Genomic DNA, 18707 nt, shown 5'->3' with positions numbered 1-18707 from the left:
CCATGGACAGCGACGAGAAGGGCTGGCCGCCGGCAAACGTCGAAAGCCTGTGGGCGATTGATCCTTGACAGGTGACGGGAAGTGGGGGAGTGTACTGAACATGTTCAGTGAACGTGTTCAGTCGCGGGTCGAGGCGCGTGACTCGACGCGGCGGAAGGTGTTGGCGGCGGCTGAAAGGCTGTTCCGTGCACAGGGTTTCGCAGCGACAACCGTTCGGCAGATCGCCGCGGACGCCGGGGTCAGCACGGGGTCGGTGATGGCGGTCGGGGACAAGGACGCGTTGCTGGTCGCGGTGTTCGACGAATGGATCGGGGCGGTTCATCGGGCTCGTGGCGAGGGTGGGGAACTGCCCGAGGCGCCGGGCGAGGCTGTCATGGCGTTGTTCGAGCCGTTCATCGTGTACTTCGCGCAGGATCCCGGGCTGTCTCGCGAGTACAGCTCGATCATCGTCCGTGGCACGCACGAATCGGCGATCTTCGCCGAGCTCGCGTTGGCGCTGGTCGCTGAAATCGAGAACGTGCTCGCGGGGACCGGATTGGATCGGGCGGAGGCCGCGCGGCGGGCGCGGATCGTGTACTTCGCCTACCTGGGCATCGTGATGACCGCGGGAAACCAAGCCGCCGTCGGCGGGTCGCCACTCGAACAACTGCGTGAGGTCATCGGCTTCGCGCTGAGTGGGCCCGCCGACGGAAATCACTGACCGCGTATCGAATACGCGGTCCGGTTCGAATAGGGGAGAAACCGATGAAAATCGTGGTAGTGGGTGCTGGATACGCGGGAACCATCGCGGCGAACCGGCTGGCCAGGAGGGTGCGGGACGCGGAGATCACCGTGGTCAATCCGCGTGCGGAGTTCGTCGAGCGAGTTCGGTTGCATGAACAGATAGCCGGAACAGGGAGTGCGGCAACGCCTTTGACCGCGATGCTGCGGGCTGGAATCGCCTTGCGTGTCGGCGCGGTCGACAAGATCGGCGACGGCGTCCTCACCATGGGTGATGGTGGCGAACTCGGGTTCGACTACGCGGTGCTGGCGGTCGGCAGCACCGTGGAGGCACCGGCGGGCGCGGTCCCGGTAGGCACCTGGGAGGGGGCGCGGCAGGCACGAAACCAGCTGGGGCAGTTGACCGAGGACAACACGGTGACGGTTGTCGGGGGTGGATTGACCGGGATCGAGACCGCGAGTGAGATCGCCGCGGCACACCCGCGCCTGCGGGTCCGCCTGGTGGGCGCGGCCATCGGCGCGAGCTTGTCCCCGGGCGCGCAGCAGCGTGTGATCGACGCCCTCGAACGGCTGGGGGTGGACCTCGTACGAGACACGGTCGTCGACGTGGACGCCGGTGGCGGCACGATCACCCTCGGCTCGGGTGAGGTGCTGGCATCGGAGCTCACGCTGTGGGCGATCGTGTCGGGGGTGCCCGATCTGGCGGCGCGCAGCGGCCTGCCGGTGACCCGCGACGGTCGTGCGGTGGTCGACGAGTTCCTGCGCAGCACAGGTGATCCGAGGATCTTCGTCGTCGGCGATTGCGCCGCCGTGCCGAACGCCCGATTCGCCTGCGCGACCGCCACACCGCAGGGCGCGCACGCGGCCACGACGCTGGCGCGGTTGATCGCGGGCCGGGCGCCGAAGCGATTCTCCATGGGCTACACCGGCCAAGCGCTCAGCCTCGGGCGCCGAGACGGGGTCGTGCAAGCCTCGCGCCGCGATGACGTTCCACGCCGGCTCTATGTCTCCGGACGACTGGCCGCGTTCAGCAAAGAATCGATCAACCGGTACGCGAAATACGGCTCGCGCACAGCCAATTACGCGTGGCTGCCGGGTGCTGCGACGCAGTGAGACGGCGGCGCTCGGAACGATAACCAAGATCTCTGACACGCCAATGTGGACGATGCACACCGTGTTTCGAGCGCGAGGAGGAATCGTCGGCCGGGGCATGTTCGCCAGCCGCATTCGAGGCCGTAACCTCGTGCACGAGTAGGGAATTGATCTGAGCGGAGAGGCCGGGTGGCCCCGAGTCCGGGGCAAACCGGTTGGGGGTCAGGGCTGTTCGCGCCAGGGGGCGAGGAGGAGGGTGCAGGCTCGGTGGACGTCGGAGACGGCTTGGGGGGTGGTGAGGCGGCCGGCGATGGTCCAGGTGAGGATGCCGTAGGTGCATTGTTCGAGGAGGCGGGCCAGGCGGCGGTCCTCGTCGGTGGGGGTGGTGATGCCGGCGGCGGAGAGGATGCGCTCGGGCATGATGTGGTCGGTTTCGAGGACGGCCGCCGCGGCGGAGGAAGCCGCGGCGGGGGGTTCGGCGCGCAGTGCGTGGCCTTCGGCGCGGACGGCGTTCATCGAGACGATCATGGCGCGGGCCAGGTGGGGGTGGCGGAGGAGTTCATCGACGGCGGCGGCCAGGAATTCGGACGCGCCCGTGATCGGGTCGCCGGGAACCGGGGTGGGGTGGGGCAGTTCGCGGACAGCGCCGTCGAGGACGCCTGCGAAGAGGTGGTGTTTGGAGGGGTAGTAGCGGTACAGGGTGCCGAGGGCTACTCCGGCGGACTGGGCTACTTCGGACATCTGGACTCGTTCGAGGCCGTGCTCGGCGCCGAGGCGGGCGGCGGAGCGGAGGATGGCGCGCTGGCGTTCCAGCTGCCGGGCCGTCGAGACGCGGCCGGGGGCGCGGGAGTCCTGGATGCGCGGCATGGAACCACCTTCTGTCCGATAACTAGAATTCACTCTAGTTTTTCTGGGTGGAAGTTTGTAGAACTGGAAGGGACCGAGTTCGATCTCACAGGTGAGGGAGTCGCAATGAGCGGTGTAGACCCGCAGCGTTATGGGCCGTGGGCGGTCATCACCGGGGGATCGGAGGGGGTCGGACGGTCGTTCGCGAGGGAACTCGCGGCCGCCGGGATCGGGCTGCTACTGGTGGCTCGGCGGGCCGAACCGCTGGAGGCCACGGCCGCGGAATGCCGGGAGCTCGGGGTCGAGGTGCGGACGCTCGCAACCGATCTGACCGACCCTGCGGCGGTAGGCCGGATCGTGGCCGCGGTCGAGGACGTCGAGGTCGGGCTGCTGGTGCTCAATGCCGGGGCCAATACCCACAGTGCGCCCTTCGTCGACGGCGATCTGACCGCGTTCCAGCAGGTCATCGATCTGAACATCACCGCGCCGCTCGGACTGATCCACCACTTCGGGGCGCGGATGAAAACCCGTGGGCGGGGCGGGATCCTGATGGTCGGGTCGCTCGCGGGATATCTGGGGTCGCAGCATCACACCGTGTACGGCGGGGTGAAGGCGTTCGGGCGGATCTTCGCCGAAAGCCTGTGGCTCGAACTCGGCGAATACGGGGTCGACGTCCTGGAACTGGTGCTCGGGGTGACGCGGACACCCGCCATGGAACGGGTCGGCCTCAACTTCGACGTGCCCGGCATGACGGTGTCCGAACCCGATGACGTGGCGCGCGAAGGACTGTCGAACCTCGGGCACGGTCCGGTCCACATCATGTCCGGCAACGAGGCAGGGGCCGCGCAGCGCAACGACCCGGATCGGGCGACCGCCGTGCTGCGCGCCGATCGCGGAATGCGACGGCTCATGGGACTGCCCGAGCGGGTGGCGCGATGACCGTGCGGCTCGGACTGTCCACACCCATCGTCGTGCAGTTTCCGGGGATCGCGTCACCGTGGGAAGCCACGGCCGGGGCGGAGGAACTCACCCGGATCGCCAGGGCCGCCGACGAACTCGGGTTCGACCACCTCACCTGCGCGGACCACGTCGGGGTGCCCGCCGCGGCGGCCGCCGTGCGCGGCGCGACCTACTGGGATCCCCTCGCGACACTGTCCTATCTGGCCGCGCACACCAGCCGGATCCGGCTCGCCACCTCGGTGCTCGTGCTCGGCTACCACCATCCGCTGGCATTGGCCAAGAGCTACGGGACCCTCGACCGGCTGAGCAACGGCCGCGTCGTGCTCGGCGTCGGAGTCGGTTCTCTCGCCGAGGAATTCGCGCTGCTCGGCGCGGCCTGGGAGGACCGGGGCGCACTCGCCGACGCGGCATTGGCACGACTGAAACGGGCCTGGGGCCGCCGGGAAGCCGAGGACTTCGTCATCGAACCCCATGCGATCGACCACGCCGTGCCGATCTGGGTCGGCGGCCGCACCCGCCGATCCCTGCGCCGGGCGGTGACACTCGGCACCGGGTGGGTGCCGTTCGGGCTGAAGGCCGAGCAGATCGCCGACATGCTCGCCACGGTGACGGTTCCCGAGGGCTTCGACATCGTGCTCTCGCCCGGCGCCCCGCTGGATCCGCAAGGCGACGAAGCGGATTCGCTGCGCAGGCTCACGGCATTGTGCGACGCGGGCGCCACCCACCTGACCTGCACCGTGCGCGCCACCGACGCCGGGCACTACTGCGAGCAACTCGCCGCTCTCCGCGAACTCGTCGACTGCCATCTCGTCTAGCAGAAGGACTCCCATGACCGACGAGCGTCTCGCCGCCCTCGAAGCCCGGCTGCTGCGCCTCGAGGACGAGCTCGCCATCACGCGACTGATCGCCTCCTACGGCCCGCTCGTGGACGCCGGGGTCGCCGACGAGGTCGCCGAATTGTGGACCGAGGACGGCGAATACGACGTCGAGGGCTGGCACATGCGCAGCCGCGAAGACGTGCGCGCCATGGTCGACTCGACCGCGCATCAATCACTGATCGCGGCCGGATCGGCGCATTTCCTGGGCCCGGCGGCGGTCACCCTGGATGGCGACACCGCCGAAGCCGTGTGCGAATCCCTGCTGATCCGCCACCGCGACGGCGAGTTCTTCGTCTGGCGTGCCGGGGCCAACCACTTCCGCCTCGCCCGTACCCCCGAAGGCTGGCGGTTCACCAGTCGTGTCACCCGCGTTCTGGACGGTTCCGACACGGCTCGCGGACTGCTCCGCGCGCCCTGGACCGGCGCGAATATCACTTCCGAATAGAAATGAGGGTCCCCTAACGACAGGGGCGTTTCACCCAGTTATGGTTAGCGTCACCTAACGCCGAACCTGGGCGTTTCGTTGGAAGGACTGACATGAACGGACGAGCGAGCGGTACCCCGGGCCGCAAGACCCTGCTGCGGGTGTCCGCGCTGGGTGCGGCGCTGGTCGTGGCGGCGGCGTGCGGCAGCACGAAGTCGGACTCCGACGACGTCAAGGCCCTCGACGGCAACCATTACGCCCAGGTCAACATCGCCTCCAACAAGGCATCCGACAAGGCCCAGTTCACCGACCCCAACTTCATCAACGCCTGGGGCATCGCGGACCGGCCCAAGGGCGCGGGCGGCCACTTCTGGGTCGGCGCGGGCGGCTACTCCTTCCAGTACGTCGGCGACGTCACCAAGTCCCCGGACGCCAAGTACCAGAAGATGTTCCAGGACCCGCTCAAGCTGGTCACCATCCCCGGCGCCGACTCCATCCCGGACGAGGACGGCGACGAGGGCGAGGGCAAGACCACCGGCGTCGTCTTCAACCCGGCCCCGATCACCTCCGACATCTTCCTGGTGAAGGACCAGCCCGTCAGCTACGACGGCAAGGACGAGAAGCTCACCGGCTCCGCGCGATTCATCTTCGCCACCGACTCCGGCAAGATCTCCGGCTGGACCGAGCAGGGCGCGGGCGGCGCGATCGTCCGCCACGACGGCCCCGCTGTCCTCGAATACGACGGCACCGCCCAGGGCATGAACTTCAAGGGCATCGCCCTCGACCCGTCCGGCACCAAGCTGCTGGCCGCCGACTTCGGCAAGGACCCGCAGGTCCGCACCTTCGACAAGAACTGGAAGCTGGTGCCCACCACCGGTTTCGCCAACCCCTTCGCCACCGGTGACGCCGTCGACCCGGCCGACGCCACCAAGGGCAAGAAGATCAAGGTCGGCGACCCGGCCCCGTTCAACGTCGCCACCATCGGCGACCGCGTGTTCGTCACCTACGCCATCACCGGCTCCGAGGGCGGCGACCCGAACAAGCTCAAGGTCGGCGAAGAGGACTCCCTCGACAAGGACCAGGAGAAGAAGGAAGGCAACAAGGCCAAGAAGGGCCAGGTCGCCGAATTCGACAAGAGCGGCAAGCTGGTTCGCACCATCGACGCCGACGGCCGCCTCAACGCGCCGTGGGCCGTCGTCGTCGCCCCGCAGGGCTTCGGACCGCTCTCCGGCAAGCTGCTGATCGGCAACTTCGCCGGCGCCGGCCACATCCTCGCCCTCGACGACCAGTCCGGCAAGTTCGTCGACTACCTGCGCGACGCCGACGGCAAGCCCGCCGAGATCGACGGCCTGTGGGGTCTGATGTTCGGCAACGGTGAGAGCCTCGGCGACGCCGACGCGCTGTACTTCACCGCCGGGCCGAACTCCGAGAAGGAAGGCCTCTTCGGCAGCCTGCGGCTGAAGTAAGTCCCGAAACATGCGGGCCCCGAGCTGAACTCAGCTCGGGGCCCGAGTTCTTTCCGGGTCTCAGTGCGCGCCGTGACGAAGGCCGTAGATGGCGAGGCGGACCCGGTTGGGGGAGCCGGTCTTCGCCATCAGGTTGGTGACGTGGGTTTTGACGGTGGTGACGCCCAGGACCAGGCGTGCGGCTATCTCGGCATTGGACAGGCCCTCGGTGAGCAGGGCCAGCACATCCGCCTCACGGCGGGTCAGCGTGAACAGTTCCGGGGGAGTGTCGAGTTCGCCGTCGGCGCGTGCGGCCACCGCCGATTCGACCAAGCGGTGCAGGACGTCCGGGGAGAACGGGCGTTCGCCGATCGCGGCGCGGCGGATGCCGTCGAGCAGGTCGGCGGGAGCGGCGTCCTTGACGAGGAATCCGCAGACCCCGGCTTCCAGCGCCGGATACAGGTGATCGTCGTCGTCGAAGGTGGTCAGGGCCAGCACCCGGGCGGACGGGCGGGCGGCCAGGATGCGTTCGGTCGCGCGGATTCCGTCCATGCCGGGCATGCGCAAGTCCATCAGGATGACGTCGGGTGTGGTGTCCGCGGCCAGTCGCACGGCGTCCGAACCGCCGGAAGCCTCGCCGATCACCTCCAGGTCGTCGGCGGTGTGGCACAGCATGCGCAGGCCCGCGCGGACCAATTGCTGATCATCGACGAGGAGTACGCGGATCGTCATGCGGCCGCGCCGATGCGCCGCGGGAGACGGGCGGTGATCCGCCAGCCGGAACCGTTCGGTCCGGCGTCGAACAGGCCGTCCAGTAGCTCGACCCGCTCGCGCAGCCCGATCAGGCCGACCCCGCCGGGCAGCCGGGACGGGGCCGGTCGTGGAGAGCCGTTGTCCCGTAAGGCGAAATCGAGGTCGCCGGTGCTGTCGACGGAGATGGTCAACCACACGCTGGTCTCCGGTCCGGCATGTTTGACGGCATTGGACAGCCCTTCCTGGGTCAGGCGCAGCACGGTCAGCGCGCGTAAGGCGTCCACCGCCGTGATGTCCACGGCCACGTTCGCGGTCACGGCCAGGCCGCCACGGCGGGCGCGTTCGACGGTCTCGGTGAGCGCGGCGGGCAGGTCCGCCGGGGACAGGAAGGATGCGCCGTCACTTGCCGGATCGCGCAGGATCGTCACCAATTTCCGCAGATCGGTGAGGGTTTGCTTGCCGGTGGCGTGGATGTCGTCGAGGACCTCGAGGAGTACGGGCGGCGCGTCCGGTACCGCGTGGCGGGCGACTCCGACCCGTAGCACGGTCGAGGAGACGTGATGGGCGATCAGGTCGTGGAGTTCGCGGGCGATGGCGGTCCGTTCGGATTCCCGGGCTGCGGCGATCTCGCCCTCCCGGCGCTGCTCGAGCGCGTCGGCCTCACGGGCGGACTGTTCGGCGCGGGCCCACGCGGCGCGCAGCAGACCGCCGATGAACAGCGGCAACACGGCCATCACCACCGCGCGATACAGCATCACCGCCGTTCCGCCGACCGGATGCAGCAGGTAGGCGGCCCCCAAGGCGACCGCGGCCAGGCATGAGCGCCAGCCGCCGCGGCGAGCGGTCAGCTCCGCGTGGGCGAATGCCGCCGCCACCTTCGCGACAATCGGTCCGGTATGGCCGAATTCGAAGCCGAGGACCAGCAGCCCGGTCGTCAGCAAAGAGGCCGCCATCGGGCGGCGCACCCCGAGAGCTGTCGCCAGCACCGCGAGAAGGCCTGTCGCCCAGTCGAAGACCGTCGGCTGGTTCCCGAGCAGCAGCAGACAACCGGCTGCCGGCACCGCGAGCACGGCGAGGCGGACCGGCAGCATGCGCTCGCCGAGCAGCGACTCGGCACTTCGGGTGACGCCGGAGGAACCAACCACGTTCCCATGATGGCGCACGCGCAGGGCGTGGCGATTCCTCCGCAGGGAGGAGATCGTTCTCCGACATCGGGCCATTGGGAGGGGCCCGTGGTCGGATCCCTCGCGCCGGTTCGGCGGCGAGGGTGAAAGGCATGAGCCTCAACGACAATCCGACGAACGACGACACGAAGACGGGTAAGTCCTCTGATCCGGACGCGCAGTCACCACAGCGGGGTCCCAGCCGCCGCCGGGTCCTGGGTGCGGTGGCCGGGGGACTGGTGGCCGGCGCGGCCGCGGGGGTCGCGAGCGGAGTCGCGCTCGCGGCCGACGCGAATCCGCCACACCTGCGCCCCTCGGCGCGACGGTTCGAGAACAAGGTCGTCGTGATCACCGGAGCGACCTCCGGGATCGGCGCCGCCGCGGCCCGCCTGTTCGCCGCCGAGGGCGCGCGCGTCGCGTTCTGCGGACGCCGCGTCGACCGGGGTCGCGCCGTCGAGCGCGAGATCCGCTCGGCGGGAGGCGAAGCCACCTACATCCACGCCGACGTCCTGATCGAATCCGATGTCCGTGACTTCGTCGACGCCGCCGTGCAGCGCTACGGCGGACTCGATGTCGCGTTCAACAATGCGGGCATCACCATCCAGAAGCCCCTGCACGAGTACTCCGCCGACGAGTTCGACCGTGTCGTGAACACCAACCTGCGCGGCAGCTTCCTGGCCATGAAATACGAGATCCCGCACCTGATCCGCCGCGGCGGCGGAACGATCGTGGTCACCGCGTCGAGCAATGCGCTGGCCACCGATTCCGGCCGCGCCGCCTACACGGCGAGCAAACGAGGTCTCGTCGGCCTGGTCCAATCCGCGGCACTGGACTACGCGGGTCACGGGATTCGCGTCAACGCCCTGGTCCCGGGAACCACCGACACCGACCTCGTCCGCAACGCGAGCCCGATCGGCCACCTACCCGACGACGCCTACCGGGTCGCCATGAAGCAGTGGGCCGCATCGAATGTGCCCGGCCTGGGCAGGCTCGCCACGCCGGAGGAGATCGCGGCCTTCGCGCTGACCCTGGCCTCGCCCGAATTCCCCTACCTCACCGGCGCGCAACTGGTGATCGACGGCGGAAAGACCGCACACGCTTGATGATTCCCTCAGCTCGCTCCCACCCCCAGCGCGGTGAGCAGCACCAGAACGACGGTGATCACGGCGAACAGGCCGTGGCCGCCGACCACCAGCACGGGGAAATGCCGTTCCGCCGGTTCCCGGCCCGGGATCGACACCGGAGCCGGTTCCGCGTCGGCAACGCGGGACGCCCGGTAGATCGGGAGCCAGCGCAGCAGCATCACGAAACCGAGCGCCGCCACCGGCACCAGGAAGCCGAAGGCGACCCAGGCCAGAGCGTCGGAATCGACGACGAGATAGATGATCCACAGCACCAGCCCGATCACGGCCAGCAGGAAATGGCCGAAGATGACGGGCGGGGGCAGGTGGCTGGTACGTGGTTCGCGCACACCGCCTTTGGCGATCCAGGTGCCGAGCAGGACGAAGCCACCCGTTGCGGTGAGCAGCCAGGTGATCAGTGCCGCGATGGCCATGACGAACTCCTGTCGAATGCGAGGGGATGGGGATTCAGCGGCGGAAACCCTCCGCCTGGGTGGACTCGTCGGCGACCCGGACGCCGTAGCGGTAGGCGAGCTTGCCGCCGAGATAGCCGGAGACCGACAACGTCGCCAGCGCGACCAGCGACAGCACCAGCGGGCCGATCGGCACCGCGCCGTCGGGCGAGCCGCGCCACCAGAAGTTCAGGGCGAAAGCCGCGGTCACCGCCAGATTCAGGCTCAGGTGCGTCAACCCGATGCGGAAGGCCAGGGTTCCGGCCGGAATGGCCAGGAAATCCAGGAACCCGACGGTCGCCGCGGCCAGCGCGCCCAGCACGCCGATGGCGATCAGCCACCGCGCGCCGTAGGCCAGCGCGTCCGGATCTCCCGCCACATGTGAGGCCAGGTCGAAGACCACGCTCGCCACCCACGCCCCGATGGGCACGGTGACCAGGATCGGATGGAACGGATGGCCGTAGGGCCCGGCCAGCACCGCACTCACCGGACGCTTCGCCCGCTGGGGATCAGCGGTCATGACAACCTCCCAACCAGGTCGGACAGGGCTACTTGCCGCATACCCGTTCCCGCTCGGAGATCACGATCGGCGCTATCGTGAGTTCGTGTGACCAGCGCTTCCGAGCCGACCCTGACCGCCGCCCTGGCCGATCTGGCGGCCCTGGAGGACCCAAGGCCCGCGCCGTCAATGAGCGGCACGTCGACGACCACGGCGTCAACCTCACCAAGCTGCGTGCCCTCGCCATCGACATCGGCGAACGTCTCGAGGTGGGGGCTAGTCCATGGCTTTGCCGACGAACCAGAGGGTGAGGACGGCGCCCAGGGCGATGCCGGCGCCGTAGTGGCCGGGGGAGAGGGCGTAGGTGTAGGTGGATACGGCGAGGATGACCGCGGCGGTGATGAAGAGCAGTCGCTTCACGTTTGGCTCCACAAGGCGGGATTCAACCGTATGAGGGGCGGGGACCGGCGCACCATGGGATGGGCGGCGTGGTGGCGGTGGTGGGGCGCGCGGGGGCGAGTCGGGGGGAATTGGGCAGGGGAGCGATGAATTCGGGGCCGGGACGCCGTCGTATCAGGTAAGCGCGCGAGACATTCGACTACTGATCGGCAAGGAGCACACTGATGCGCAAGGTAACGGCGGGACTGTTCATTTCGCTCGACGGAATCGTGGCGGAGCCCCAGGACTGGCACTTCCCGTACTTCAATGACGAGATGGGGGAAGCGGTTTCGGCTCAGATCGCCGGGGCGGACACCCTGGTGTTCGGGCGGGCCACCTATGCAGGGTTCGCGGGAGCATGGCCCGAGCGGGAGGCCGCGGGCGGCGAGGACGCCGGATTCGCGAAGGCGCTCGGCGATATGCGGAAAGTCGTGGTCTCGCACCAGGATCTGGAGTTCACGTGGCGGAACTCCGAGCAGCTGCGCGGCGACCTGGTCGAGGGCGTCACGGCGCTCAAGGCGGAAGACGGCGGGGATATCGCGATGAGCGGCTCGCCGTCGGTGGTGGTGCAGCTGCTCGCCGCCGGACTGGTGGACGAGCTGCATCTGCTGGTGCATCCGGTGGCGCTGCGCAACGGCGGGGTGCGGCTGTTCGACGACGGGAATTCGGTTCCGCTGCGGTTGATCTCGGCCACGCCGTTCAAGACCGGGGTGGTGCACATGGTGTACGGGCCCGCCGAGGAGCCCGCGCCCGCGGGGTACGCGGAGGCGGCGGGTCTCATCTCCTGATCACCCACCGACGCGAAAGCCGGTCCCGGGAACCGAACCCGGGACCGGCTTTTCGATGTCGAGCGGCCTACTTGCCGTAGGAGCCACCGGCCGAGCCGCTGGCTACCAGGCACAGCGGGTTGTTGACCATCAGCATCTGCGCCGAACCCGACGACGAACCGGTGAGCCCGGAATCGAGGGCGGGCGTGTTCGGCGGAGTCGCGGCGGGATCGCCCGAACCGCCGAGCCGCATGGACCGGCCGTCGGAGTTCGGATCCGCCGGGGCGCCCAGCAGATCCAGCACCGTCGGGGTGATGTCGGCCAGCGCGTAGCCGTTGTTCTGGGCGCCGGCGGTGAAGTCGGGGCCGCGCGCGATCACGAAACTCGCTGTCTCGTAGGCGCTCTGACCGCCGTGCCCGCCCTCGGGCTTGTGGCCGTGATCGGTGGTCACCAGGATCGTCCAGCGCTCGTCGGCGTGCGTGCGGGCCCGGTCGTCCACCGCCTTGGTGATATTGCCGACCAGCGTGTCCACCCGGCCGATGGCGTCACGGTAGGCCTGCGGCCATACCCCGCGCAGCGTGTGGCCGACGATATCGACCTGATCGAGGTGGGTGAAGGTGAAATCGGCGCCGTCGTCGGTGATCGAGGACACCACCTTCGACGCCGCGACCGAATCCGCCGTCGTCTCACAGACTCCCGCGCCCGTCGGGTCGACCTGCGTCACCGACACCTTGTCGGCCGCCGGACTTCCGGTCCGCGCGATCATGCCGATCTTGTCCCAGGTGCCCAGCGACGCCGTCGCCAGACTCGGCTTGTAGCGCTCCAACTGCGTGAACACCGTCGGATACTGCGCGAAAGGGGTGGGGTTGCAGGTGGCGTCGTTGTCCTTGATGCCGTGCTTGGTGTCCCACACGCCGGTCAGCGCCGTCGCCCACGAGACGCAGGACATGGTGGTGTGCGGGGCGATCGAGGTCCGGGCCAGGGTGCCCTGCGCGGCGAGCAGGCCCAGGTTCGGCGCGTTCGCCGCCTGCACCTCGCTCCACAGGGTGCCGTCGATGCCGATCACCACGACCTTGTTCACCACGGGAGCGGCCGTCGCCGGGGCGGCCGACGCCAGCGGGAGTGCGGCCAGCGCGACGGCGGCCACCCATGCACGAGTTCCAGACATGCGCGGCAGGTTAGCGGGGGTTCGGCACTTCCGCAGCAAATTCGGACAATTGACCAAAAATGGTCCGCTGATAGTGAACGGCTACCGCCGTCGGCGGGCCCGCTGCTGCTCGATCGCCTCGAAACGCAACTGCAGACCGTCGGTGAAGGCCGACAGCGCCAATTCGAAACTCTCGGCATCGATTTCGTCGGCCTTGGCGCGCAGCAGGTGCGCCTGCTCGAGATGCGGGTAGCGGTCCCGATACACCTGCACGTCGTCGACGAAGCCGCGCGAGAAGGAACCCATGGTCGCGCCCATGACCAGATAGCGGGTGGCCGCGCCGATCATGGTGGCGTCGCGCGGCGGCCAGCCCGCGGCGACCAGACCGCCGTGGACCGCGTCGGCGGCGCGCAGATTCTCGTCGCGGGTGCCGGGGCCCGCCGCCAGGTAGGCCACGAAGTTGGGGTGCCGGACCAGGGCGTCGCGATAGGAGTGCGCCCAGTGGGTGAGGCCGACCCGCCAGCCCTGATCGAACGCCGAGACGTCGACGCGAGCCATCAGACCGCCCGCGATGTCGTCGAGCACCGCGTCCTTGGTGGGGTAGTGGGTGTAGAGCGAGGCCGCCTGCACGCCCAGTTCGGCGGCCAGCTTGCGCATGGAGAGCTCACCGAGCCCGTCACGGTCGATCAGGGTCAGGGCCGCGTCGCGAATGCGTTCGCGGCTCAGCAACGGCACTTTCGGCCGGGCCATCGGGCTCACCTCCTGCGGTCGATCGGCCGGTGCGACACCGGCGGACGTCGAATTTAACACCCGGTCCTTGATAAACCGAACACTGTTAGGATAACTTCGAGTCATAAACCTAACAACGTTTGGTTAGGAGCTATCGCAACCATGGACTTCGAACTCGGCGAGTCGCAGCGCGAACTACGCGAACTGGCCCGCGCCTGGGTCGACAAGGAAGTCGTCCTGTACGCCGCCGCGTGGGACCGGGCCGAATCGGTGGACACCGCCATCGTCGGCAAACTCGGCGACATGGGCTTCCTCGGCATCGAGATCCCCGAGGAGTACGGCGGCTCCGGCGGCACCGCCCTGGACTACTGCCTGCTGCTCGAGGAACTCGGCCGCGGCGACAGCTCGGTGCGCGGCATCGTGTCGGTGTCCCTGGGCCTGGTGTCGAAGTCGATCAAGACCTACGGGACCGAGGCGCAGAAACGGGAATGGCTGCCGCGGCTGTGCGCCGGGCAGGCGCTGGGCTGCTTCGGGCTCACCGAACCCGGCACCGGCTCGGACGCGGGCAGCCTGATCACCAAAGCCGTTGCCGACGGCGACGATTGGCTGCTGTCCGGCACCAAGATCTTCATCACCAACGGCACCTGGGCCGATGTCGCCATCATCTTCGCGCGCACCGGCGGGCCCGGCCCCAAGGGCGTCACCGCGTTCCTGGTGCCCACGGACGCACCCGGTTTCACCCGCACCGAGATCAAGGGCAAGCTCGGGCTGCGCGGCCAGGCCACGGCCGAACTGGTTCTCGACCAGGTCCGGGTGCCCGACGCCAATCGGCTCGGCGACCTCGGCCAGGGCTTCAAGATCGCCATGGCCGCCCTCGACAAGGGCCGCATGGGTGTGGCCGCAGGATGCGTCGGCGTCGCGCGCGGCTGCCTCGAGGAGTCGGTGAAATACGCCGGGCAGCGCGAGCAGTTCGGCAAGCCGATCGCCGCGTATCAGCTGGTCCAGGAACTCATCTCGGACATCGCCGTCGACGTGGAGGCGGCGCGGCTGCTCACCTGGCGGGTCGCGGACCTGGTGGAGAAGGGCAAGCCGTTCGGCACCGAGGCCTCGGTCGCCAAACTCTTCGCCAGCGAGGCCGCGGTGAAGGCCGCCAACAATGCCATCCAGGTGTTCGGCGGCTACGGCTACATCGACGAGTACCCGGTCGCGAAGTACCTGCGCGACGCCCGTGTCCTCACCCTCTACGAGGGCACCAGCCAGATCCAGAAACTGCTCATCGGCCGCGCCCTCACCGGCGTGAACGCCTTCAACTGACCACTCACCCAGGGAGATACCCAAGATGTCGAAAGTCGCAGTCGTCACCGGCGCCGCCCGCGGAATCGGCGCGGGCACCGCGGCCCGCCTGGCCGCCGACGGATTCGCCGTCGCCATCGTCGATCTCGACGAAGCCGCCTGCAAGGACGCCGTGGACGCCATCGCCGCCGCGGGCGGGACCGCGATCGCGGTGGGCTGCAACGTCACCGACGAGGCCCAGGTCGCCGCCGCGTTCGAACGCATCGCCGCGGAACTGGGCTCGGTGGACGTGCTGGTCAACAACGCCGGCGTGCTGCGCGACAACCTGCTGTTCAAGATGTCGGTCGACGACTGGGATCTGGTCATGTCCGTGCACCTCAAGGGCGCCTTCCTGTGCACCCGCGAGGCTCAGAAGTACATGGTGAAGCAGAAGTCCGGCAAGATCGTGAACACCTCCAGCGTGTCCGCGCTCGGCGCCCGCGGGCAGGCCAACTACTCGGCCGCCAAGATGGGCATCCAGGGCCTGACCCGCACGCTCGCCATGGAATTGGGGCCGTTCGGCATCAATGTGAACGCCGTCGCGCCCGGATTCATCGTCACCGAGATGACCGACGCCACCGCCGCCCGCGTCGGCGTCTCGCCCGAGGAGTTCCGCGCCGAGGCCGCCAAGATCACGCCGCTGCGCCGCGTGGGTGAGCCCGCCGACATCGCCAACGTGGTGTCGTTCCTGGTCTCCGACGACGCCTCGTTCGTCACCGGGCAGACCATCTACGTCGACGGCGGCCGTCGCCTCTAATCGCGAGAGAGATATCCATGCAGAGAACAGTTTTCGACAAAGACCACGACGCCTTCCGCGAGACCGTGCGCGCCTTCATCGAATCGGAGGTCGTGCCGGTCTACGAGGAGTGGTACGCCGCCGGGATCGCGCCCCGCGACTTCTACTACAAGCTGGGCGAACTCGGCGTCTTCGGCATCGAGGTGCCCGAGGAGTACGGCGGCGCGGGCATCGAATCGTTCAAGTTCCAGGCCATTCTGATGGAGGAGTGCGCGCGGGCGGCGGTGTCGTTCGGCGGGTCCGGGGTGCATGTCGGGCTGTGCCTGCCCTACATCAAGAACCTGGCCACCGCGGAGCAGAAGCAGCGCTGGCTGCCCGGCTTCGTCACCGGCGAGATCATGTTCGCCATCGCCATGACCGAACCCGGCACCGGCTCCGACCTCGCCGGAATGCGCACCACGGCAAAGCTTTCCGAGGACGGCACGCACTACGTGCTGAACGGGTCCAAGACCTTCATCACCGGTGGTGTGCTCGCCGACCGGGTGATCGTGTGCGCCCGCACCGCCGCACCCGCCGAGCACGATCGCCGCCACGGCATCTCGCTGTTCGTGGTGGACACCACGTCCGCCGGGTACAGTGTCGGCCGCAAGCTCGACAAGCTGGGACTGAAGGTCTCCGACACCGCCGAACTCAACTTCACCGACGTGCGGGTGCCGGTCGAGGATCTGCTCGGCGAGGAGCACAAGGGCTTCTCCTACCTCGGCCAGAACCTCCCGCAGGAGCGGCTGTCCATCGCCGTCGGCGCGTACGCGCAGGCCAAATCCGCGATTCGGTTCGCCAAGGAATACACCCAGCAGCGCAATGTCTTCGGGCAGCCGGTCGCCAGCTTCCAGAACACCAAGTTCGAGCTCGCCGCCTGCCAGGCCGAGGTGGACGCCGCCGAAGCCGTGGTCGACCGGGCGCTGGAAGCCCTCGACGCCGGCACCCTGACCGCCGCGGACGCCGCGTCGGCCAAGCTGTTCTGCACCGAGGTCGCCCACCGGGTCATCGACCGCTGCCTGCAGCTGCACGGCGGGTACGGGTTCATCAATGAATACCCGGTCGCCCGCCTCTACGCCGACAACCGCGTCAACCGGATCTACGGCGGCACCAGCGAAGTCATGAAGATGATCATCGCGAAGGACATGGGGCTGTAGATGAACGCGACCCTGTCCCTGGCCAGCATCCTCGCCGAACCGGCGTGGCGGCGGCCCGACCATCTCGCCCTCATCGAGGGCGAACAGCGCATCACCTTCCGCGAACTGTGGCGGCAGGCGCGCGAACAGGCCGGGGCCCTCATCGAACTCGGGGTCCGGCCGGGGGACCGGGTCGCGCTCATGGGACCCAATACCGCGGACTTCCCGCGCGCGTACTTCGCCATCCTGGCGGCGGGCGCGACCGTGGTGCCGGTGCATCTGCTGCTCACCGCCGACGAGGCCGAATACGTGCTGCGCGACAGCGGTGCCACGGTGATGGTGTGCCATCCGATGGTCGAGGCCGTCGGCCAGGAGGCGGCGAGCCGCGCCGGAATCCCCTGCGTGAACCCGAAAGAGCTGACCGGGGAAGCGATCCCGGCGTTCGTGGCCCGCAGTCCGCTCGACACCGCCGTCGTGTTCTACACCAGCGGCACCACCGGCCGCCCCAAAGGCGCGGAACTCAGCCACCTCAATATGGTCATGTGCGCGACGGTCAACGCCTTCGACGCCAACGAGGTCAAACGTGAGGACATCGCGCTGGGCGCGCTGCCGCTGTTCCACGTGTTCGGGCAGACCGTGTCCATGAACTCGCACTGGCGGCTCGGCGCGACCCTGGTCCTCATGCCGAGATTCGATGCGGCACAGGCCATCGAGCTCATGGTCGCCGAGAACGTCAACACCTTCCACGGCGTGCCCACCATGTACCACGGGCTGCTCGAGGCCGCGGCGACCGCGACCACGCTGCCCGCGCTGCGGCTGTGCATCAGCGGCGGCGCCGCCATGCCGCCGGTCATCATCGAAGAGTTCGAGAAGGTGTACGGCGCGCACATCCTCGAGGGCTACGGGCTGTCCGAAACCTCGCCCACCGCAACGGTGAACCAGCCGCTGCTCGGCCCCGAGACCGGCACCGTCGGGCACCCGGTGTGGGGCGTCGACGTCGAGATCGCCGACGCCGCCGTCCGCGAACGCATCGACCTGCAACCCGCCGGCACCATCGGCGAGGTCGTGATCCGCGGCCACAATGTGTTCGGCGGCTACACCGGACGACCCGACGCCACCGCGGAAGTCATGGTGGACGGCTGGTTCCGCACCGGGGACCTCGGCGTCAAGGACGAGGACGGCTACCTGCGGATCGTGGACCGGATCAAGGAGATGATCATCCGCGGCGGGTTCAACGTGTACCCGACCGAGGTCGAGGCCGCGCTGCTGCGGCACCCGGACATCTCGCAGGTCGCGGTGATCGGGGTACCGGACGAGAACTACGGCGAGGAGATCCTCGCGGTCGTCGTGCCGTCGGGACCACTCACCGCCGAGGAGGTCATCGAGTACGCGAAAGAGCATGTGGCCCGGTACAAGTACCCGCGCCGCGTCGAGTTCGTCACCGAGCTGCCGATGGGGCCGACCCACAAGATCCTCAAACGCGAATTGAAGCAGCGATACCTCTGAAGGGCAGGACCATGATCGACTTCAGCGACTTCGACGCACTGCGGGCCGCCGCCGGAACCGAACTCGGCGTCAGCGACTGGATCACCGTCGACCAGCAGCGCATCGACACCTTCGCCGACGCCACCGACGACCACCAGTGGATCCACGTCGACGCCGCCCGCGCCGCCGCCGGACCCTACGGCCGCACCATCGCCCACGGGTTCCTCACCCTGTCGCTGGTGGTGCCGATGACCGGGCAGATCATGACCGTCAGCGCGGCGAACATGGCGATCAACTACGGGCTCGACAAGGTTCGCTTCATCAATCCGGTGCTGGTCGACAGCCGCATTCGCGGACGGCTCACCCTCGACACCGTCACCGATATTCCCGGCGGTGTGCAGGCCGTGCGCACCATGACCGTCGAGATCGAGGGCGCGGACAAGCCCGCCTGCGTCGCCGAGAGCATCGCCCGCTACCTCGCCTGAGCCCATCGCACGCCGAAGGCCCGCCGATCGAATCGATCGGCGGGCCTTCGAGTTCCGTAC

Annotated in this window: 21 protein-coding genes; 13 read left to right on the top strand and 8 right to left on the bottom strand. The window is 68.6% G+C overall.

The features are described from left to right. Positions 1-100: 100 nt before the first annotated feature. Positions 101-700, top strand: a complete 600-nt coding sequence (locus ACQP06_RS24850) for a TetR/AcrR family transcriptional regulator (protein ID WP_433666854.1) — start codon at positions 101-103, stop codon at positions 698-700. 44 nt (positions 701-744) lie between these two features. Then, positions 745-1833 (top strand): NAD(P)/FAD-dependent oxidoreductase, encoded by a 1089-nt coding sequence (locus tag ACQP06_RS24845; protein ID WP_433666853.1) that lies wholly within the window; start codon positions 745-747, stop codon positions 1831-1833. Between the two features lie 201 nt (positions 1834-2034). Here ACQP06_RS24845 and ACQP06_RS24840 read toward each other — a convergent pair whose 3' ends face one another. Beyond that, the gene (locus tag ACQP06_RS24840) at positions 2035-2679 is read right to left on the bottom strand and encodes a TetR family transcriptional regulator (RefSeq protein ID WP_433666852.1); all 645 of its coding nucleotides are present in this window, start codon (positions 2677-2679) and stop codon (positions 2035-2037) included. A 105-nt stretch (positions 2680-2784) separates the two neighbouring features. Between ACQP06_RS24840 and ACQP06_RS24835 the strand changes: the two genes are divergently transcribed. The 4 genes from ACQP06_RS24835 to ACQP06_RS24820 all read left to right on the top strand — a co-directional run bounded on the left by ACQP06_RS24835 (position 2785) and on the right by ACQP06_RS24820 (position 6386). Then, entirely contained in the window at positions 2785-3597 is an 813-nt protein-coding gene (locus ACQP06_RS24835; RefSeq protein ID WP_433666851.1) for an SDR family NAD(P)-dependent oxidoreductase, read from the top strand. 2 nt (positions 3598-3599) lie between these two features. Next, the gene (locus ACQP06_RS24830) at positions 3600-4433 is read left to right on the top strand and encodes a TIGR03619 family F420-dependent LLM class oxidoreductase (RefSeq protein ID WP_433673425.1); all 834 of its coding nucleotides are present in this window, start codon (positions 3600-3602) and stop codon (positions 4431-4433) included. 13 nt (positions 4434-4446) lie between these two features. After that, entirely contained in the window at positions 4447-4941 is a 495-nt protein-coding gene (locus ACQP06_RS24825; protein WP_433666850.1) for a nuclear transport factor 2 family protein, read from the top strand. Between the two features lie 92 nt (positions 4942-5033). After that, complete coding sequence (locus ACQP06_RS24820) at positions 5034-6386, top strand: TIGR03118 family protein (protein ID WP_433666849.1); 1353 nt, start codon at positions 5034-5036, stop codon at positions 6384-6386. A 60-nt stretch (positions 6387-6446) separates the two neighbouring features. Here ACQP06_RS24820 and ACQP06_RS24815 read toward each other — a convergent pair whose 3' ends face one another. Both ACQP06_RS24815 and ACQP06_RS24810 read right to left on the bottom strand, forming a co-directional pair. Next, entirely contained in the window at positions 6447-7097 is a 651-nt protein-coding gene (locus ACQP06_RS24815; protein WP_433666848.1) for a response regulator, read from the bottom strand. Then, positions 7094-8263, bottom strand: a complete 1170-nt coding sequence (locus ACQP06_RS24810) for a sensor histidine kinase (protein ID WP_433666847.1) — start codon at positions 8261-8263, stop codon at positions 7094-7096. Before ACQP06_RS24810 ends, ACQP06_RS24815 begins: the two co-directional genes overlap by 4 nt. A gap of 131 nt (positions 8264-8394) precedes the next feature. Here ACQP06_RS24810 and ACQP06_RS24805 point away from each other — a divergent pair, with 131 nt between their 5' ends. Next, the gene (locus tag ACQP06_RS24805; protein ID WP_433666846.1) at positions 8395-9384 is read left to right on the top strand and encodes an SDR family NAD(P)-dependent oxidoreductase; all 990 of its coding nucleotides are present in this window, start codon (positions 8395-8397) and stop codon (positions 9382-9384) included. A gap of 8 nt (positions 9385-9392) precedes the next feature. On the opposite strand, the gene ACQP06_RS24800 is transcribed toward ACQP06_RS24805, so the two are convergent. From ACQP06_RS24800 to ACQP06_RS24790, 3 genes are all read right to left on the bottom strand, one after another. Further along, on the bottom strand, positions 9393-9836 hold the full coding sequence (locus ACQP06_RS24800) for a hypothetical protein (RefSeq protein ID WP_433666845.1): 444 nt from the start codon (positions 9834-9836) through the stop codon (positions 9393-9395). A 34-nt stretch (positions 9837-9870) separates the two neighbouring features. After that, a complete protein-coding gene (locus ACQP06_RS24795; protein ID WP_433666844.1) occupies positions 9871-10374 on the bottom strand; it encodes a DUF2231 domain-containing protein in 504 nt (167 codons plus the stop codon). A gap of 255 nt (positions 10375-10629) precedes the next feature. Beyond that, a complete protein-coding gene (locus ACQP06_RS24790; protein ID WP_433666843.1) occupies positions 10630-10773 on the bottom strand; it encodes a hypothetical protein in 144 nt (47 codons plus the stop codon). A 203-nt stretch (positions 10774-10976) separates the two neighbouring features. On the opposite strand from ACQP06_RS24790, the gene ACQP06_RS24785 reads away from it, so the two are divergent. Next, positions 10977-11579: a dihydrofolate reductase family protein gene (locus tag ACQP06_RS24785; RefSeq protein WP_433666842.1), complete on the top strand. Its 603-nt coding sequence runs from the start codon at positions 10977-10979 to the stop codon at positions 11577-11579. Positions 11580-11646: 67 nt separating this feature from the next. Here ACQP06_RS24785 and ACQP06_RS24780 read toward each other — a convergent pair whose 3' ends face one another. Continuing rightward, positions 11647-12726, bottom strand: coding sequence for an alkaline phosphatase family protein (locus tag ACQP06_RS24780; protein ID WP_433666841.1), 1080 nt, complete (start codon positions 12724-12726; stop codon positions 11647-11649). Between the two features lie 81 nt (positions 12727-12807). Beyond that, entirely contained in the window at positions 12808-13455 is a 648-nt protein-coding gene (locus tag ACQP06_RS24775) for a TetR/AcrR family transcriptional regulator (protein ID WP_433666840.1), read from the bottom strand. 141 nt (positions 13456-13596) lie between these two features. Between ACQP06_RS24775 and ACQP06_RS24770 the strand changes: the two genes are divergently transcribed. The 5 genes from ACQP06_RS24770 to ACQP06_RS24750 are packed head-to-tail and all read left to right on the top strand — an operon-like array spanning position 13597 to position 18647. Then, on the top strand, positions 13597-14748 hold the full coding sequence (locus tag ACQP06_RS24770; protein ID WP_433666839.1) for an acyl-CoA dehydrogenase family protein: 1152 nt from the start codon (positions 13597-13599) through the stop codon (positions 14746-14748). Positions 14749-14773: 25 nt separating this feature from the next. After that, positions 14774-15523 carry a 3-oxoacyl-ACP reductase FabG gene (fabG, locus tag ACQP06_RS24765; RefSeq protein WP_433666838.1) on the top strand — a complete coding sequence of 250 codons (750 nt, stop codon included), beginning with the start codon at positions 14774-14776 and terminating at the stop codon, positions 15521-15523. Between the two features lie 17 nt (positions 15524-15540). Further along, positions 15541-16698 (top strand): acyl-CoA dehydrogenase family protein, encoded by a 1158-nt coding sequence (locus tag ACQP06_RS24760; RefSeq protein ID WP_433666837.1) that lies wholly within the window; start codon positions 15541-15543, stop codon positions 16696-16698. After that, complete coding sequence (locus ACQP06_RS24755; protein ID WP_433666836.1) at positions 16699-18183, top strand: long-chain-fatty-acid--CoA ligase; 1485 nt, start codon at positions 16699-16701, stop codon at positions 18181-18183. It begins immediately after the preceding gene. Between the two features lie 11 nt (positions 18184-18194). Further along, entirely contained in the window at positions 18195-18647 is a 453-nt protein-coding gene (locus tag ACQP06_RS24750; protein ID WP_433666835.1) for a MaoC family dehydratase, read from the top strand. Positions 18648-18707: the final 60 nt, after the last annotated feature.

It is taken from the genome of Nocardia sp. CA-136227 (genome assembly GCF_050955695.1).
In the GTDB taxonomy this organism is placed as follows: Bacteria; Actinomycetota; Actinomycetes; order Mycobacteriales; family Mycobacteriaceae; genus Nocardia.
This window is presented reverse-complemented; position numbering and strand designations above follow the sequence as displayed.

Excerpts from the sequence above, each read along its gene's own strand:
- ACQP06_RS24850 (WP_433666854.1), top strand. The coding sequence starts at position 101 with ATGTTCAGTGAACGTGTTCAGTCGCGGGTCGAGGCGCGTGACTCGACG.
- ACQP06_RS24845 (WP_433666853.1), top strand. The coding sequence starts at position 745 with ATGAAAATCGTGGTAGTGGGTGCTGGATACGCGGGAACCATCGCGGCG.
- ACQP06_RS24840 (WP_433666852.1), bottom strand. The coding sequence starts at position 2,679 with ATGCCGCGCATCCAGGACTCCCGCGCCCCCGGCCGCGTCTCGACGGCC.
- ACQP06_RS24835 (WP_433666851.1), top strand. The coding sequence starts at position 2,785 with ATGAGCGGTGTAGACCCGCAGCGTTATGGGCCGTGGGCGGTCATCACC.
- ACQP06_RS24825 (WP_433666850.1), top strand. The coding sequence starts at position 4,447 with ATGACCGACGAGCGTCTCGCCGCCCTCGAAGCCCGGCTGCTGCGCCTC.
- ACQP06_RS24820 (WP_433666849.1), top strand. The coding sequence starts at position 5,034 with ATGAACGGACGAGCGAGCGGTACCCCGGGCCGCAAGACCCTGCTGCGG.
- ACQP06_RS24815 (WP_433666848.1), bottom strand. The coding sequence starts at position 7,097 with ATGACGATCCGCGTACTCCTCGTCGATGATCAGCAATTGGTCCGCGCG.
- ACQP06_RS24805 (WP_433666846.1), top strand. The coding sequence starts at position 8,395 with ATGAGCCTCAACGACAATCCGACGAACGACGACACGAAGACGGGTAAG.
- ACQP06_RS24800 (WP_433666845.1), bottom strand. The coding sequence starts at position 9,836 with ATGGCCATCGCGGCACTGATCACCTGGCTGCTCACCGCAACGGGTGGC.
- ACQP06_RS24795 (WP_433666844.1), bottom strand. The coding sequence starts at position 10,374 with ATGACCGCTGATCCCCAGCGGGCGAAGCGTCCGGTGAGTGCGGTGCTG.
- ACQP06_RS24785 (WP_433666842.1), top strand. The coding sequence starts at position 10,977 with ATGCGCAAGGTAACGGCGGGACTGTTCATTTCGCTCGACGGAATCGTG.
- ACQP06_RS24780 (WP_433666841.1), bottom strand. The coding sequence starts at position 12,726 with ATGTCTGGAACTCGTGCATGGGTGGCCGCCGTCGCGCTGGCCGCACTC.
- ACQP06_RS24775 (WP_433666840.1), bottom strand. The coding sequence starts at position 13,455 with ATGGCCCGGCCGAAAGTGCCGTTGCTGAGCCGCGAACGCATTCGCGAC.
- ACQP06_RS24770 (WP_433666839.1), top strand. The coding sequence starts at position 13,597 with ATGGACTTCGAACTCGGCGAGTCGCAGCGCGAACTACGCGAACTGGCC.
- fabG (WP_433666838.1), top strand. The coding sequence starts at position 14,774 with ATGTCGAAAGTCGCAGTCGTCACCGGCGCCGCCCGCGGAATCGGCGCG.
- ACQP06_RS24760 (WP_433666837.1), top strand. The coding sequence starts at position 15,541 with ATGCAGAGAACAGTTTTCGACAAAGACCACGACGCCTTCCGCGAGACC.
- ACQP06_RS24755 (WP_433666836.1), top strand. The coding sequence starts at position 16,699 with ATGAACGCGACCCTGTCCCTGGCCAGCATCCTCGCCGAACCGGCGTGG.
- ACQP06_RS24750 (WP_433666835.1), top strand. The coding sequence starts at position 18,195 with ATGATCGACTTCAGCGACTTCGACGCACTGCGGGCCGCCGCCGGAACC.